Raw genomic sequence first — 17,220 nt, 5'->3', positions numbered from 1 at the left:
ATAAACATACAATATGTTGGTGATGTGACATGGTTTTTTCTAAAATGATACAAAAGATCAAATGGGTCAATATGGTCATGACCATTATTATTGTTTGTATTGTGATTCGTCTTGGCTATAGTCAGTTTATTGCTTATCAGGAATTGAGTTTAAAAGCAACAGAATCATGGCAACGTAGTTTTCCATTGGAAGCATCACGTGGAAAAATATATGACAGTCAGCATGTGACTTTGGTTGATAATCTCACAACATCTTCGTTGATTGTTGTTCCAAGTCAAATCAAAGATCCTATCCATACTGCCTATCAACTCGCTCAAATTCTAGAATGTGATGAAAAGACATTATTGGATAAAATACAAAAGAAAGTTTCAGTAGAAAGAATTCAACCAGAAGGACGACAACTAGATGAAAATAAAGCGTATAGCATTGATCGTTTAAAATTACCAGGGGTCTATCTTGTTCAAGATACTTTGCGATATTACCCATTTCAAAATTATTTAGCTCAAACTTTAGGATTTGTTGGTATTGATAATCAAGGATTGGTTGGTTTGGAGTTACAATATGATGATTATCTTTCTGGAATGAATGGAAGCATTCATTATTATATGAATGCCAAAGGACAAAATTTAAATATCTATCCAGCTGAATATGTTTATCCAACTTCTGGTATGGATATTGAATTGACGATTGATACACGTGTTCAGGATGTCGTAGAAAGAGAATTAAACAATGCTTATGCGACTTATGATCCAGATTCTATTTTGTGTTTAGCAATGGATCCTCGTAATGGTAAAATTCTAGCAATCTGCAGTAAGCCTGATTTTGATCCGAATGATTATCAAAATGCTGATAGTGAAATTTATAATCGTAATTTACCAATTTGGAAATCCTATGAGCCAGGATCAACATTCAAAATTATTACTTTTAGTAGTGCTTTAAATGAGAATCTTTTTGATATGGACAAAGATACTTATTATGATAAAGGTTATGAAATTGTAGGCGGTGTTCGTATTAAATCATGGAAAAAAGGAGGGCATGGTTTACAGACATTTAGAGAAGTTTTACAAAATTCTTCCAATCCTGGATTTGTTGAAATTGGGCGTAGACTTGGTAAAGAACGTCTTTATCAGTATATTCAAGATTTTGGATTAAAACAAAAAACAGGTGTTGATATGATGGGGGAATCTAGTGGAATTATGTTTGATTATGATAAGTTTAATGAAGTTGAACAGGCAACTGTGGCTTTTGGACAAGGCATTTCTGTGACGCCAATCCAGCTTGTTAGAGCTGTTTGTGCCTGTGTGAATGGTGGAAAACTCTATCAGCCTTATATTGTCAATAAAATCTATAATTCCAAAACACATGAAGTTGTCAGTGAAAAACAACCCAAAATGTTAAAACAGGTCATTCGTGAAGATACGTCAGCTAAAGTCAGAGATGCTTTGGAAGGTGTTGTGACGGATGGAGGTGGAAAGAATGCTTATATAGATGGGTATCGTATTGGGGGAAAAACAGGAACTGCTCAACGTGCTATCAATGGAACATATGCAGGTAATGGCTATATTCTTTCTTTTTTAGGTGTTGCGCCCATTGATGATCCACAGATTGTGCTTTATTTAGCCATGGATAATCCTAAAAAATGTGTTCAGTATGGTGGAACAACAGCAGCTCCTATTGCCAGAAAAATTTTCATGGATGTTTTACCAGCACTGGGAGTTCAAAAAGTGACACAACAACGAGAAAAAGCTTATGTCTGGACGGATACGAGAACTTTTGATGTACAAAATTATATTGGTAAGAAAAAATCAGAAGTGAAAAATGATCAATATGGTTTTGAATTTTTAGGTGAAGGTGACTATGTCATTGATCAATTGCCTCGTGTTGGAGAACAGATAGAAGAAGGTCAGAAAGTGAAAATTATGTTAGGTAATCAACAAGAGATCCGTTAATCAGTGAAAATGCATGTGATTATAGCTTACACTCTGGTCATAATATGATATAATAAAAAATTGATTGGAGGAATCATGATGCTTATACAGGAAAAAGAAATCAGACGTATTGTGCAAAATGAAAAGGAATATCGTTATGGTCGTTTTATGGATATGAAAGAATATTTAGAAAGAATGACGATCTCCTATGATGAAAATAATCACTGTTATAGAATCAATGCAAGAATTTCAATGTCAAATGATAAATTGATTGTATCTATGAAAATCTCACAGGATGGGGAGATTATTCAATCTCATTGTAGCTGTCCTTTAAAAGGACAATGTCGTCATATTGCAGGAATTTTGTTCTTTTTAAAGAAATTAGAAGTGACATCTTTCCCTTATTTTTATGAAAAAGATGATCATTGGAATAAGCAACAGCAACTCTTAAAAATAGAAAAACAACGACAAGAACGCATTCTGCATAAAAAACAGCAGGAATCATTAGATTTGATTCATTTATATAAAGATCAGTTATTAAGAGAATCTTTTGTTCCATTTATTTCACAACAATATCAGCTTAAAGTCTTTGTCCAACAAAAAAAGAATCAATTATGGGTTGCTTTTAAAGTTTTAACATCGACTCAAAGCTATATGATTAAAAATATTGATTCCTTTTTAAAAGCCATTGAACATCATGAACATTTACAATACAGCAAGAATTTTGAATTCATTCATAGTAGGGAAGCTTTTGATGAAGACTCTAGAGAAATCATTGATTTTATGAAAAAAAGCTTTTTAAAAAATCAGTTTATTCAACAGGGTGTTATCAAAGTATTAATGATACAGGATGATATAGATGAATTTTATAATATCATGAGTGCTTTGCCTTCTTCTTATTGTGATATTGCTTTTGATAAGAAGAATTATACGATTCCTTTAGATATTTCCTTGAAAGAAGACAGCTATGTTTTAGATTTAGCTGATTATAATGAATTTGAAGATGTGATGATATCCTCACAATATTTATACAGTTTTCGTAATGATACTTTATATCGCTATATGTTCCATGCGCCTATTCAAGCTATCACATTTATCAAAAAGTGGATGGAAACCAAAGGCGGTTTCTATATTCCTCAAAATGCTTTAATGGATTTTTATAAATATGTTTTATATGATTTAAGTGATGATATTGATTTAAAGACACATCTTTTTGATACCTATCATCAAGAAGATATGATTAATCTTTATGCTGATATGACGCGTGATGATCAGATTTGTGTTCAATTAGAATATATTTATGATGATCATATCTGTTATGGTTTTGATGAAGATAATACGCATAAATCAAAGAAAGCAGATTTAATAGAAGATTATTTGCGTCCTTATATTGAAGATATTGATGATCATATGATTTATCTTCAATATGATCATGATTTTACTTATCAGTTTTTAAAAGAAAGCTTGCCATATCTTTCGCATTATTGTCAGATTTTTGTCAGTGATGCCTTAAATAGTTTTTCTCAGGTTACACCAGTAGATATACAGGTGGGTGTTCATCTGCATCAAGGTTTATTGTCTATTGATATTCATAGTATTCATGTCCAAAAAGAAGAACTCATAGATCTATTAAAAGCTTATAAGAAAAAAAGAAAATTCTATAAGTTAAAAAATGGTCAGATTCTTTCGTTAGAAAATCAGGAACTTCAGGATTTAGATCATCTGACACATTCTTTATCACTGAATATGAAAGATATTGCGGGTGGGGAGATTCAAATTCCAACTTATCGTCTGTTTGAAATTGATCAGATGATGAATCAGGAATCTTCTTTACATTATCAAAGAAGTGCTGAATTAAAGAAATGGACGGAAGACTTTAAACAAAGAGAATATGATTTTGATATTCCTCAACATTATCAAAGTATTTTAAGAGATTATCAGAAGCTTGGTTATCAGTGGTTAAGACTGATGGAACATTATGGTTTTGGTGGTATTCTGGCTGATGATATGGGGCTTGGAAAAACATTACAGATGATTACTTATTTTGATAGTTTAAAAGGACAAGGAACACACATGGTTATTGCCCCTGCAAGTCTGATTTTTAACTGGCAGGATGAATTTCAAAAATTCTCTCAAGATCTAAAGGTTTTATGTGTTTATGGTCATAAAGAAGCCAGAGAAAAGCTTTTGGAACATAAAGAAGATTATGATGTTGTGATCACATCTTATGATTATTTGAGAAGAGATATTGAATTGTATGAAACATATCAGTTCCATACAGTTGTGATTGATGAAGCTCAAAATATCAAGAATCCTAAAACACGAAATGCCATTTGTGTAAAGCGTTTAAAGGCTAAACAGCGCTTTGCCTTAACCGGAACACCGATTGAGAATTCATTAGCTGAATTATGGTCAATCTTTGACTTTTTAATGCCTTATTATCTCTATCATTATCATTACTTTTTAGAACAGTTTGAACGCCCTATTGTAAAAGAACATGATGAACAAAAACAGGAACGTCTCAAACAGATGATTACACCATTTGTTTTAAGAAGAAATAAAAAAGATGTTTTAACAGAATTACCAGAAAAAATTGAACAGACGATCTATATGCGTTTTAATGAAGAAGAAGAGAAACTTTATCTGGCTAATCTTGTCCAGGTTAATAAATCTTTACAGGAAAAACTTCAAGTTCAACAGTTAGGACGTATTGATATTCTAGCAATGTTGACACGTTTAAGACAATTGTGCCAAGATTCACGTTTATTATATCAGGATATACAAGAGCCTTCTTCAAAGTTAAAAGGATGTATGGAACTGATTCATTCTTTAAAAGATAATCATAAGAAAATATTATTATTCTCTTCATTTACTTCATTATTACATTTGATTGAAGAACAATGTCAAAAAGAACATATATCTTATTATCTTTTAGATGGTTCGACTTCAAAAGAAAAACGTAAACAAATGGTTGATGCTTTCCAAAATGATCAAACAACACTATTCCTTATTTCTTTAAAAGCAGGGGGGTCAGGTTTGAATTTAACAAGTGCTCAAGCTGTCATTCATTATGACCCATGGTGGAATATGTCAGCAAAAAATCAGGCAACAGATCGTGCACATCGTATTGGTCAGTTAGATAATGTTCAGGTATTCTCATTGATTATGAAAAATACAATTGAAGAAAAGATAATGGAATTACAAAAACAAAAGAAAAACTTAGCAGATACTTTTGTTGAAGGAAATGAAGGAACGATTAGTACCATGAGTTTAGATGATATGAAATCGTTATTTGAGATCTCGTCATGAGATCTTTTTTTGTGCAAAAAATGCCTGTTTTTGGGTAAAAAACATGTAGAAATATGTCGAATTTTGTAGAAAAATATACAATATTTAGGCAAATGTGCATTTTATTTATTACAGACATAGGTGTTCTATAAACTTCTCTTGTGTTTTGATATAAAAATGCATTTTATATATCTATATGGGGAGGGATGAAAACATGAAGATCATCTATGATGAAAATGAACAAATGAATCATCATGAATTAAAACTTGTTTATCATCCCAAAAACAAAAAATTAGCGCAGCTTTTATTAAAACAATTTACTGAAAATTTAGGTGAAGTTGAACTCTATGATGAATACCATAATAAATATTATGTCCCCCTTTTAGCTATATACTATTTTGAAATGGTAGACCAAAAGTTTTATGCCTATACTGAAAAAGATGTCTATCGCATCTATTGTGTGAAAATGGAACGCTTAAAACAGCGGGTACAGGATTATGGCTTTTATCAGATTAATGTGCGGACACTTGTGAATATCAGACATGTGAAAACTTATAAAATTCAAAGAGGGAGTCGGCGTAGAATTATTCTTGATAACGATGATATTTTAATTTCCAGTCGGCATTATAAGCCGGAGTTTGATCGTTTAGAACATGATCTTAAACATGGCGAAATTGAAATATAAAAAGAACGAAAGAAAAATCTTTCGTTCATGATGCATCACATATAAATAAGGATGTAAGAAGCCAGGTTCATTTAGGCTAAGTCACAATCTTATTTATATCTTCTATATATTGATGCGGTTGCTGATGAGAAAAATCCCTTTCTTTTTTATTTTATAAGTTCATTTTCATACATCAATATACAGGTGTTCTTTAAAGACAAATTTATTATAACGAATAAACAAATAAAAAACGAATTGAAAAGCATAAAAACCATGAAAAGAATAATAAATTTACAGATTCGTCAAAAAAAGAATGTAAAAAAAATTACAGTTTTATCAAACTGTAAGATTTCCTGTTATTATTTATCTAAATCTTTAATTCCATAAAATTCATTTTTCTTTTCCACATTTTCACAAATATAATCTAATGACGCTTTATAAAAACGTGAGAAACGAATAAGTTTAGGAACAGAAGGTGTTCTTTGATCAGATTCATATTGAGAAACAATTGGTTTAGACATTTTTAATGCTTCCGCCACTTGTTTTTGTGATAATCCTGCTTCTTTTCTTAATGCTTTTAATCTTTGACCAATACTCATGTTTTCACCACCTTAAAGCTATTATACACTATGAAGATTTGCTTTAGGTAAATTCATCATAATTTCAACTCTTTTGTCATTCGACAATTTTCGACAAATTTCTACAAATGGGCATAAAAATGACCAAAAATGGGAGAAAAGTGGACTGATTTCTCATTGCAAATTGACTACAATAAAATTATCAAGATAATTAAAGAAGGGGAGAGGGAACAATGAACATTGCTGTATGTGATGATCAGCTGGATTATTTAAACTTGATTAAGAAAAAGCTTATTGAATGTTTTCATGAACCAGAAATGGAATTAAATGTTTATACTTTTTCTACAATTCAAGAGATGCTGTATAGTACAAAATTTCGTTGTTATGAATTTGCATTCATTGAAATGAAAGTCGAAAATGATCGTGGTATTGAAGCAGCTTATCGATTAAGAGAACTGAATCGTGCCTGTCAGGTTGTCTTTATTAGTGATCAATATTATCACATTCATGAAGCATTTGCGGTAAAGGCAAGGGAATATTTACTAAAACCCATTAATACAAAGCAATTTCAAAGTGTTTTTGATTATTTAATGGATTGGTATTTGCATCAAAATGTCAAATTTGTCATACCCATTAGAGAATTAGGACGTAAACGTATTTTTGATGTTGATGAAATCAAGTATTTTGAAACTTATTATAATGATTTAGAAATTGTAACGGTGGATGATCAGCATTTCATGACACATGTTAAAAATCGTTATAAGTTACGTCCAGTATTAAAGTCACGATGGTTTATGCAAGTGAATCAAAGTGTTTTAGTGAATATGAAATGTATTGATTTTTTAACAGATCGTAATGTTATTTTAAAATCAAGGGAAGTCTTTCCGACAAGTCGTAAAACATTGATACAAAATCATCTTTTATTTGAAAAATTTTTAAAGGAAAAAGAAGAAAAAGAAAAATTAAGGAATGGGGAGAAATAAATTGAGAATTGCGGTGATAGATGATGAAACATTTTACATTCAAGATGTTTATTCAAAAATGGAAAATTTTAAACAGTCATTTCATGATATAGATATTGAGGTTGATACATTTACTCAAGGAAAGGAATTTTTAGATAGTTTTGAGGAACATCCATATGATTTGATTTATTTAGATATTGAATTAAATGATATCAATGGTGTTCATTTAGCTCATATGATTCATGAGAAAAAAGCTTCAACAATGATTATTTTTATGACAAGTCATATGAGTTATATACATCAGTCTTATGTTGTTAATGCTTTTCAATATCTGACAAAACCATTAAAAGATCCGCTCTTTACATATGAATTGAAAAGAGCTATCAAACATTATCAATATATGCAAAAAGCTTTTGTATTTCCAACTTCACAAGGACGTATTATTTTTAATCTATCAGAAATTATATATTTAGAAACAGCTTATAAAAATTATAAGATTCATACAACACGTGGTGTATATTATGGTTCTTTAAAAGCTGTCAATAGTATTAGAAAAGCATTGTTAGATTATACGTTTGTTAAAATTCAAAGAAGTTTTATTGTGAATATGGAACATATTGTCAAAGTTGATAACATATTATTATATATGTCGGATGAAAGCATGCTGATGGTTTCAAAGAAACGCTATAAAGAGTTTAAAAGAAGATTCTATCAATTTCTAGCTGATAAAAAATAAGACCATTTTTGAGTCTTATTTTTTATTTTTGTAAGACAACTCTTAAAATAACTTGATCATGCTCCACTTCATATTTGGCTTCACCATGATAGCGTTCTGCCATTTCTTTAATACTGCTCACACCAAATCCATGAGCAATTTTATCTTTTTTACTTGTTTTATGAAAAGTTGGATGACTTCCTTCTGGAATAGAATTTTCAATATAAAGAATCACATGTGTCTGTTTACTTTGAAGCTTTAATGAAATATGTTTTTCATCTTCTATGTTCTCACATGCTTCTTTGGCATTATCTAATGCTAAACTGATAATTAAAGCTAAATCACCAGGAACAATACTTCCTAAATGCAATATTTTAGAAATATCTTCATCATATTGAATATCCTTTTCTTTAATACTTTGAATATGAGCATTCAATGCACCATCAATCGCTGCAATACCAGTATGTGTTAATGCCTGATATGCTTCAACATGTGTTTTTAAATTCTGTTCAATATAATCCTTTGCTTCTTCATATTCTTCTTTTTCCAAATGTGATTGTAAAATAATTAAGATGTTATTGAGATTATGATTAATCTTTCTAATCTCTTTTTGTTGTTGCTCTCTTTGTTGGTTAAATTCTTTTTCTTTCTCCAAGTTCTGTATAATAGATTCTTGTAAATGCTTATCTTTTTCATATTTCGTTTGCATTCTATCAAAACATATCAATGCAATAATACTGATCACGACAGTGAAGATATAAGTACGGCTTATACTCATTATACGAAATAGGGCAGGGTTATCAATAATAAATGTTAGACAAAAATGAATAAATATTAATATACTGAATATTTTAAATCTTTTTAAATTGAGATTAAAATGATTTTTAAAAATTAAAATAAAGATTATATAGGATACATAATTGGTGATACAGCGTACTAAAACTAAATATAGAGTTAAAAGATTCGAAAAATAAAAAGTAATTGTTTTGTTAAATATCCAAGAACAAAATAAATTAGACAAACAATATGCAGTAATTTTAATAATTAAAAATATACTGAAGTTTTTTAGCAAAATTATTAAAGAACTTTTATGATATTTAGATATAATCGTTATTATTAAAAATGTAATAAAATATATGCAAGTATTTAATAAGAAATTTGTAGAAAGTAATAATAGTACGAATGTAAATATATAAATTAATAATAACTTTTTTATTTGTTTACTATATATGTTTGAAAATGATATTTTAATATAAAAGTTTAATAATAAAATATCTAAAAGGACAATAAATGCTTTACATAATAGATTAATTACAATTGTCATAAATTACATCTCCTTATCTATAAAATTAAAATATTTTTCTTTGAATTCTTTACGAATTCGTTTGGTTAATGGAAGAATGTCATCATTAGTCATTGTGATATAGTCAAAACAAAATGATTTGACATGTTTAAAATTAATGATGATACTTCGGTTGAGTTGAAAGAAATGATATTCTAATAATTGTTGTTTAGATTTCGTTATGGTTTTAAGATTACCAAAATAATGATGTTTGGTTGTTTTTAACTTGTATTTACCATAACTTGTTTCTAGATAGAGAATTTGATCAGTTTTAATATAAACCTTTCCTTCAGTTGTCGAAAATAATACTGTACGATTTAAACTCTTATAAACCTGTGTTGCATGATGAAGTTCTCTTTGGAATAATTTCTTATCAATGGGCTTATCAATGAAGAGGTCTGCTCCAATCCACATAGATTCAGGTAAATAATAGTGATAAGCTGTAATGAAAATGAAAATGCAATTTGCTTTGATATCTTTAATTGTTTTAGCCAATTCAATACCATTTTGAGAGTCATCAAGCTCGATGTCTAGAAAAACAAGATCATAGGGTTCGATTCTAAATGCATCAATTAATTCATTACCATTTGTATATCCATCTATGATGGTGGGCTTAGTGTCATGAAACTCATAATTTTTAATCCTTTCCATAATATTTTGTACATAAAATAATTCGTCGTCACATATTGCGATACGCATAATTTCTACCTCCTTTTTGACAACTATCTACATTATATGACAAAGATTTTTATATCAGAAAAATACCCAAAGTGTGCATTTTTATAGTTAAAATATGCACAAATTTTATATATAGAATAACTTTTTTGAGTATTTTGGTAGACTATTGTCGAAAGGAGGTGAGGGTTATGTCAATCCAAAAAAAGGTTATGGCATTAGGTTTAAGTTTTCTTGTTTTAGGAGGAACAATGACCTCAGCATTAGCTTATGTATATGAACAAGGAACAAGATATCAAACAGTGACACACAAAAATATTCCAGCTTGGGGAGCTGCTCACTATGATACAACTTATGGAAGCAAAAAAACCATGACAAGTCAAATTGGGACATTTAAGAAAACAAAAGGAGAGGCAGCATTAGGAAATTTCGCCGAATTAATTACTTCTTCGAAGACAGTTATGACCAGTGCAGAAGGGATTCCATTGAATCGTGCAGTACTTGTGAGCGAACATGGTTGTAAAAAGGGAACGGTGTATTTCACTGGAGTAAGATCGCATGGGTTAGAACCAAGTAATACTTGTGATGTGACATTAAAATTTAGTGCGGATGACCTATTATTGTAAACGAAAAAAAGGACCTAGTTGATTAAATTCGACTAGGCTTTTTTTGTTATGATGACTTCTTTAATACGACGATCTTGAATCTTGGTGATCTGGAAAGTTATGTTATCTATGTGAATTGTTTTGGTTGTACCATCTTTTGGGATAGAACGAAGATGACTGTATATGTAACCACCAATGGTATTGTAGTCTTCATCTTCTGGGAATTGGATACCTGTTGCTTCAACAAGATCTTCAATATTTGTATTTCCATTGACACGCCATTGTGTTTCATTGATTTTTTGAATATCTGGGCGTTCACGTGAGTCATGTTCATCATAGATATTTCCAAAGATTTCTTCAACTAAATCTTCTAATGTAATGATTCCACTGATACCTCCAAATTCGTCAATAGCAATAGCAAAATGAATATTTTTATTTTGCATATCTGCAAATAAATCATCAGCTCTCATGGAATCTGGAATAAAGTATGGTTTTGTAAGAATCTTTTCAAATGGTTTCTTTTTTGTTTGGAGATTCAACAAATAATCTCTGACATGTAAGACACCGATAATGTTATTTTCATCGTTTTGATAAACAGGATAACGTGATAATCCAGTATTTTGAATGATTTTAATAATCTCTTCTTGCGAGGCATCTGCTGAAATATAAACAATATCAACAGAAGGTGTCATAATTTCAGAAATATCTGTATCATTAAAATCAAAGATATTTTGTAGCCATTCACTTTCATCTTCATCTAAAACGCCACGTTTTTCACCGAGTTCGATCATTGTCAAGATTTCTTCTTCGGTGATGCTATCTTCTTCAGCTTCTGTTTTTAAGTGTAATAGTTTTAAAACGGCATTGGTTGAAAAAGATAAGAATTTGACAACGGGGTTCATAATTTTTGCAATCATTAAAACTGTGCCACATGAGATTTTAGATACTTCATATGGTTTTTGCATGGCAATTCTTTTAGGAACCAATTCACCTAGAATTAAAGTAAAATAAGATAAAATAATTGTAATAACAATGACTGATAGTGTATCAAGGACATTTAATGGGATACTTGTGATTCCTAAATCCTGTGATACCCATTGAACAAGATACTCTGAGAAGTTATCAGCCGCAAAAGCACTTCCTAAAAATCCAGCTAACGTAATTCCAATTTGAATTGTTGATAAGAATCCAGAAGGTTCTTGTAGAAGAATTAATAAGCGTTTAGCTGTTTTTTCACCATTTTCAGCTTTTTTCTCTAACTGTGTTTTGTTTAATGATAGTACAGCAATTTCTGTTGCTGCAAAAAAGGCATTTAATAAAATTAAAATAATCTGCAATAATAATTGCGAGGGTATAGAGTCCATAACTTCACTCTCCTTTTATTTTTTGGCTCTATATGTTTGTGATACAAAAAAAAGACAACTACCACAACACTGCAATAAAAGTCTCGTTATTTCATATATAAAACCGGCTAATAAACTTAGCGTGATGTCGATTATATAACATCATGAAATGATGCTAACTACTCCCTTTTATGTGTTCTATTTTATCATATTGCACGTAACTGTCAATATTGTTATGATAAGAGTATGTAAAAAAGAGGTGAAGCATATATGAAACTTGAATTACTGGAATACGTTCATGAGCATTTGCCTATGGGCTTTACGCCTTATTATATTTATGCCATTATGGTTGATTCAATAGAAGTGGGGCGTTTAACTTTTAGAGAAGGAACCATGCAACAACACTATTTTGATGGTCATATTGGTTATCATATTGATGAAGCTTATCGTGGTCATCATTATGCTTATCAGGCTTGTTTGCTTTTACAAAAACAATTACAGTTTCATCAGGTGATTTTAACTTGTGATCCTCATAATCAGGCTTCTTTACGTACTATTCAAAAATTAGGCGCAAGATATATAGAAACAAAGGTTATTCCTGCAAAACAGCGTCGTTTTTTTGCGAGTGATGAAAAGGAAAAAATGGTTTTTATTTGGGAAATATAAAGTGTTTGTTTTATAATAATGGAAAAGGAGGCATAACATGAAGTTTGTACATATTGGGGATTTACATTTAGGGAAAGTCATACATCAATATTCTTTATTAGATATTCAACGTGAATTGTTATTTGAATTATTAACATATATGGATGAACAGGATATTCGTTTATTAGTTATTGCAGGTGATGTTTATGATCGTTTGATACCAAGTCAGGAGGCAGTGAATTTATTAGATGATTTTTTAAGTCAGGCTTTACTAACTTATCATATTCAGGTTTTAATGATTAGTGGTAATCATGACAGTAGGGATCGTTTACATTTTGCAAGTTCTATTTTATCGGAAAATGGTTTACATATTGAAACATATTTAAAAGAGAATATGGCTTTTGTAGAGTATGGAAAGACAAGGTTTTATTTATTGCCTTTTGTCAAGTTATCACAGGTGAAAATGTTATATCCTGATCAGGACATGCATGATTATCAAAGTGCGTTATCTTTTTATCTTTCCAAGCAAAGTCTTGACTATGATTATCAAAATATACTGGTCACACATCAATTTGTTGGACACTCTAGTGTCACAAGTGAATCAGAAGTTCCATTAAGTGTAGGAGGCAGTGAAATCATTGATGCTTCTTTATTTGATGATTTTGATTATGTCGCTTTAGGACATCTTCATGCACCTCAAAAGGTGAAACGTGAAACGATGCGTTATAGTGGATCTTTGATGTGTTATTCTTTTGATGAAGTGAATCAAAAAAAATCTATTGTGATTGTGGATACAGATGATTTGTCTATCACAACCCATGAATTACATCCACGTCAGACCTTAAAAAAATATCAAGGTACATTTGCACAGTTTATGCAAAATGATTTTATTGAGAAAAAAGATGATTTTTTAGCTTTTGAATTATTAGATGAAACCATTGTTCCTCATGCGATTGAACAACTTCGTGTTTTATATCCTCATCTTTTACAGATCACTTATCAATATTTAATGAAACATAATCAGACAAGATCATTTCAACCGATACAATCTATTCAACAGATGGATACTTTGTCATTATTTGAACAATTTTATCAAGATGTCAAAAGTCAAAAATTAAATGATTTACAAAAAGATGTTGTGAGAACATTATTGGAAAAGGCAGGTGAAGAGAGTGAGAATTATTAAATTAACAATGAATGCTTTTATGACCTATAAAGATTTCACTGTTGTTGATTTTGAAAATATGTTAGATCATGGCTTATATTTAATTAGTGGACCAACAGGTTCAGGAAAGACTACTCTCTTTGATGCGATTACGTTTGCTTTGTATGGAGAAGCCAGTGGTTCACATCGTCATGTTTCTTATTTTCGCAGTGACTTTGCGGATGCAAAAGATGAAACATATGTAGAATTGACTTTTGAATTACATCAGCATATCTATACAATCAAGCGTTCACCGACTTATTATCGTGAAGGCTATAAAACACCTAAAAATGCCAATGCTTATTTAGATGATGGAGAAAACATGATTGAAGGAGTTAAAGAAGTCAATGCCAAAATCAAGGAATTGTTGGGTGTTGATGTTCATCAGTTTAAACAGATTGTCATGATTGCACAAGGTGAGTTTACGAAACTGATTTATGCCAGCAGTGAAGAAAGAGAACGTGTTTTACGTCATGTTTTTCATAGTGAATCACTGGTTGTTTTTGAAAATCTATTGAAAGAACAGGTGAAAACTTACAAAGATCAGTTTTTATTATCATCACAAGCTTTATCATCACGTTTTTCCATGTTGCAGCTAGATTCTGCATTTATGGACATGCATCAACAGGAATTCCATCCTTCCTATATTCAGGAAGCCACTTTGGAAAATGAAAAGCTTCATGATCAGTTACAACACTATCAGGCATCGTATCAAAATGCGAAGGCAAGCTATGATCAGTTTGCGAATCTTTATTATCAAAAACAACAACAAAATCTTCAATTATCAGAATTACAACAAATCACACAACAATATCAGACTTTACAAAATCAAGAAAAGATGATGGCTTCATTGAAACATGATTTAGATCAAGTGACAGCCATCAAAGATCATCAATCTTTATTAGACCAGTATCAACAAATCAAACTGTCATATAAACAGTCCTTGAATCAAAAACAAAAAGTTCATAAACAGTTAGAAACTTCTCAAAAACAGTTTGAACAGCTTGAAAGAGAATATCAGCAATTAGAAAAAGAGAAACAACAAAAAGATCAGCTTTTATTAGATATTGATAATACCAAACAATCTTTAGAAAAATATCAACAATATCATCAGCTTCTCCAACAATATCAAAACCAATACAAACAATATCAATCTATGCAAAACGATTATCAAAATTTACAGTCACGCTATGAAAAGTTAGACAATCGCATTCAACGTGATCAGGAAAATGTCAATCGTTTACCTCGTTTAGAATTGGAGTTAGAACAAAATGAGAAAAATGTCAAAGATATTAATAAAAAAAGAGTCATGATTCATGAACTCAGTCAGTTTTATGATGAATGGAAATCTTTAGAAGATCATCACTATGATTTGTCAGTGAATTATCAAAAGAAGCATCAAAAATATGAAGATATATTAGTCAAATATCGCCATGAAGATGAACTTTTCCGTCGTCAACAGGCAGGCATTTTAGCATCTCATTTAAAAGAAAATGAACCTTGTCCAGTCTGTGGCTCAACGCATCATCCTCATTTGGCTCAACTGGAAACATCGGTTTTATCTTCTCATGAATTAGAGAATTTATCTCAACAGGTAGAAGTGCTTAATCAACAACAACAGGAAGCATATCAGGAAGTTTTCCAACAAAATGAACTTGTTCAACAAATGAAAACACGTATTGAGATGTTAAAAAAACAGCTGGATATTCAAGAAGAATTATCAAAAGAAGTTTTTATTCGTTTATTATCTGATATTGTACAGGTTATTGATGAACAGGAAAAAACATATCAGAAAAAATATAATGATGTGATTTATTTAAAGAAGATTCAAAAAAATCTGAAACAGGATCATCTTTTACTTCAACAACAAAATCAATATCTACAGGATATGCAAAATCAGATCATTGATAAAGAAAAACAGTTATCTTTATTACATCAACAATATACACAGCTTCAAGAAGAATATCATTTTTCTAATGAACAAGATATCTCTGTTTTATTGAAACATCAACAAATACAATTTCAACAGCTAGATCAGCATATTCATGATATTGAAAATCAATATCATCAATGCCAAAAAGATATTTCTGTTTATACGCATCAGCTTGAAACATTCTCTAGTCAAATAGATGATTTAGAATCAAAACAGGAAGCATATACACAGCGTTATCAGGCATTTATTGATCAATACTTTGATAGTGAAGAACAGTTTTTAGATTATCAAAAACGTCAACAGTCTATTTTTAATCAGGAAAAAGATTATCAGAATTATATCATTCAAAAAGAAGCATTAGGGAAACAAAAACAGTTTTTAGAAAAGAAAACCAAAGATTATCACATGACTGATTTGTCTTTAGAAAAACAGCAGTTAGATGCATTGGCGCAAAAACGTGATGAAACTTATACACAATATCATGAGACTTTACATGTTTATAAGCAAAATCAGGAAACATTAGATCAGTTAGATAAGGATTATCATAAAAACCAGGATATTTTTGAAAAGTATACACTTTATCAGGATTTATATGATTATACATCAGGAAAGAATCCTTTACGTATGTCTTTTGAAAGATATGTTTTATCAGCCTATTTTGAACAGATTCTTGAATTTGCGAATATTGAGCTATTAAAAATGACACAGGGACGATTTGCATTATATCGTAAAAAAGATGTTAAAGGTGTCAAACAGCAAGGATTGGATTTAAGTGTTCTGGATTATGAAACGGGAATGATGCGAGATATTCAGTCTTTATCAGGTGGAGAATCTTTTAAAGCAGCTTTATCACTGGCTTTAGGTCTATCGTCTATGATCCAAAATTATGCTGGAGGCATTGAATTAAATACGCTATTTATTGATGAAGGTTTTGGGACTTTAGATCATGAATCTATTGATCAGGCTTTATCAGTTTTAATGGATTTAAAGAATGATTATAAGACGATTGGTATTATTTCTCATGTTGATGAATTAAAAGAAAGAATTGATACTCAGATTATTGTAGAAAAAGGACAACAGGGCAGTTCATTACATATTGAAAGGGGATAAGCAAATGAAACTGATTTATAAATATCATCGCATGTCAGCCAAGGTTTCAGGTTTTGGAATCACTGAATATCGTTTTGAAAAGTTGCATGAGATCATTGATGGTTATGCAAGTGAAGGATGGCGTTATGCAGGGTGGATTCCAGTTTTACAAAGAGGCAATGGTTACATAGAAGAAATAGATTAGGTTTTTGAAAAAGAAAAAGTCGAGTCCTAATTGCTTTTTAGTTA

The 17,220-nt window shown here is 30.4% G+C and carries 14 protein-coding genes; 10 read left to right on the top strand and 4 right to left on the bottom strand.

Going from position 1 to position 17,220, the window contains the following annotated elements:
* Window positions 1-29: 29 nt before the first annotated feature.
* The 3 genes from ACESR5_RS06425 to ACESR5_RS06415 all read left to right on the top strand — a co-directional run bounded on the left by ACESR5_RS06425 (window position 30) and on the right by ACESR5_RS06415 (window position 5,901).
* Window positions 30-1,949 (top strand): penicillin-binding transpeptidase domain-containing protein, encoded by a 1,920-nt coding sequence (locus ACESR5_RS06425; RefSeq protein WP_373154736.1) that lies wholly within the window; start codon window positions 30-32, stop codon window positions 1,947-1,949.
* A gap of 78 nt (window positions 1,950-2,027) precedes the next feature.
* Window positions 2,028-5,237: an SNF2-related protein gene (locus ACESR5_RS06420; RefSeq protein WP_373154735.1), complete on the top strand. Its 3,210-nt coding sequence runs from the start codon at window positions 2,028-2,030 to the stop codon at window positions 5,235-5,237.
* Between the two features lie 193 nt (window positions 5,238-5,430).
* Window positions 5,431-5,901: a LytTR family DNA-binding domain-containing protein gene (locus ACESR5_RS06415; RefSeq protein ID WP_087243957.1), complete on the top strand. Its 471-nt coding sequence runs from the start codon at window positions 5,431-5,433 to the stop codon at window positions 5,899-5,901.
* Between the two features lie 338 nt (window positions 5,902-6,239).
* Here ACESR5_RS06415 and ACESR5_RS06410 read toward each other — a convergent pair whose 3' ends face one another.
* Window positions 6,240-6,479 (bottom strand): helix-turn-helix domain-containing protein, encoded by a 240-nt coding sequence (locus ACESR5_RS06410; protein WP_087243958.1) that lies wholly within the window; start codon window positions 6,477-6,479, stop codon window positions 6,240-6,242.
* A gap of 212 nt (window positions 6,480-6,691) precedes the next feature.
* Between ACESR5_RS06410 and ACESR5_RS06405 the strand changes: the two genes are divergently transcribed.
* Window positions 6,692-7,441 (top strand): LytTR family DNA-binding domain-containing protein, encoded by a 750-nt coding sequence (locus tag ACESR5_RS06405; protein WP_087297652.1) that lies wholly within the window; start codon window positions 6,692-6,694, stop codon window positions 7,439-7,441.
* 1 nt (window position 7,442) lies between these two features.
* A complete protein-coding gene (locus tag ACESR5_RS06400; protein WP_373154734.1) occupies window positions 7,443-8,156 on the top strand; it encodes a LytR/AlgR family response regulator transcription factor in 714 nt (237 codons plus the stop codon).
* Window positions 8,157-8,178: 22 nt separating this feature from the next.
* Here ACESR5_RS06400 and ACESR5_RS06395 read toward each other — a convergent pair whose 3' ends face one another.
* The gene (locus ACESR5_RS06395) at window positions 8,179-8,844 is read right to left on the bottom strand and encodes a sensor histidine kinase (protein WP_373154733.1); all 666 of its coding nucleotides are present in this window, start codon (window positions 8,842-8,844) and stop codon (window positions 8,179-8,181) included.
* A 618-nt stretch (window positions 8,845-9,462) separates the two neighbouring features.
* On the bottom strand, window positions 9,463-10,176 hold the full coding sequence (locus ACESR5_RS06390; protein WP_373154731.1) for a LytR/AlgR family response regulator transcription factor: 714 nt from the start codon (window positions 10,174-10,176) through the stop codon (window positions 9,463-9,465).
* A gap of 167 nt (window positions 10,177-10,343) precedes the next feature.
* Between ACESR5_RS06390 and ACESR5_RS06385 the strand changes: the two genes are divergently transcribed.
* Window positions 10,344-10,778, top strand: a complete 435-nt coding sequence (locus tag ACESR5_RS06385) for a hypothetical protein (protein ID WP_373154729.1) — start codon at window positions 10,344-10,346, stop codon at window positions 10,776-10,778.
* 32 nt (window positions 10,779-10,810) lie between these two features.
* On the opposite strand, the gene ACESR5_RS06380 is transcribed toward ACESR5_RS06385, so the two are convergent.
* Window positions 10,811-12,121 carry a hemolysin family protein gene (locus ACESR5_RS06380; RefSeq protein WP_087243964.1) on the bottom strand — a complete coding sequence of 437 codons (1,311 nt, stop codon included), beginning with the start codon at window positions 12,119-12,121 and terminating at the stop codon, window positions 10,811-10,813.
* A 249-nt stretch (window positions 12,122-12,370) separates the two neighbouring features.
* On the opposite strand from ACESR5_RS06380, the gene ACESR5_RS06375 reads away from it, so the two are divergent.
* From ACESR5_RS06375 to ACESR5_RS06360, 4 genes are read left to right on the top strand one after another with little or no spacing between them, the layout of a single operon-like run.
* Window positions 12,371-12,766, top strand: a complete 396-nt coding sequence (locus ACESR5_RS06375; RefSeq protein WP_289528093.1) for a GNAT family N-acetyltransferase — start codon at window positions 12,371-12,373, stop codon at window positions 12,764-12,766.
* 37 nt (window positions 12,767-12,803) lie between these two features.
* Window positions 12,804-13,931, top strand: coding sequence for an exonuclease SbcCD subunit D (locus tag ACESR5_RS06370; RefSeq protein WP_373154728.1), 1,128 nt, complete (start codon window positions 12,804-12,806; stop codon window positions 13,929-13,931).
* Complete coding sequence (locus tag ACESR5_RS06365) at window positions 13,918-16,992, top strand: AAA family ATPase (protein WP_373154727.1); 3,075 nt, start codon at window positions 13,918-13,920, stop codon at window positions 16,990-16,992. Before ACESR5_RS06370 ends, ACESR5_RS06365 begins: the two co-directional genes overlap by 14 nt.
* 4 nt (window positions 16,993-16,996) lie before the next feature.
* On the top strand, window positions 16,997-17,176 hold the full coding sequence (locus ACESR5_RS06360; RefSeq protein WP_373154726.1) for a DUF4177 domain-containing protein: 180 nt from the start codon (window positions 16,997-16,999) through the stop codon (window positions 17,174-17,176).
* The last annotated feature ends 44 nt before the right edge of the window (window positions 17,177-17,220 follow it).

Origin of the sequence: Clostridium sp. AUH-JLR23 (assembly GCF_964238065.1) — a bacterium.
Classification (GTDB): Bacteria; Bacillota_I; Bacilli_A; order Erysipelotrichales; family Coprobacillaceae; genus Allocoprobacillus; species Allocoprobacillus merdigallinarum.
This window is presented reverse-complemented; position numbering and strand designations above follow the sequence as displayed.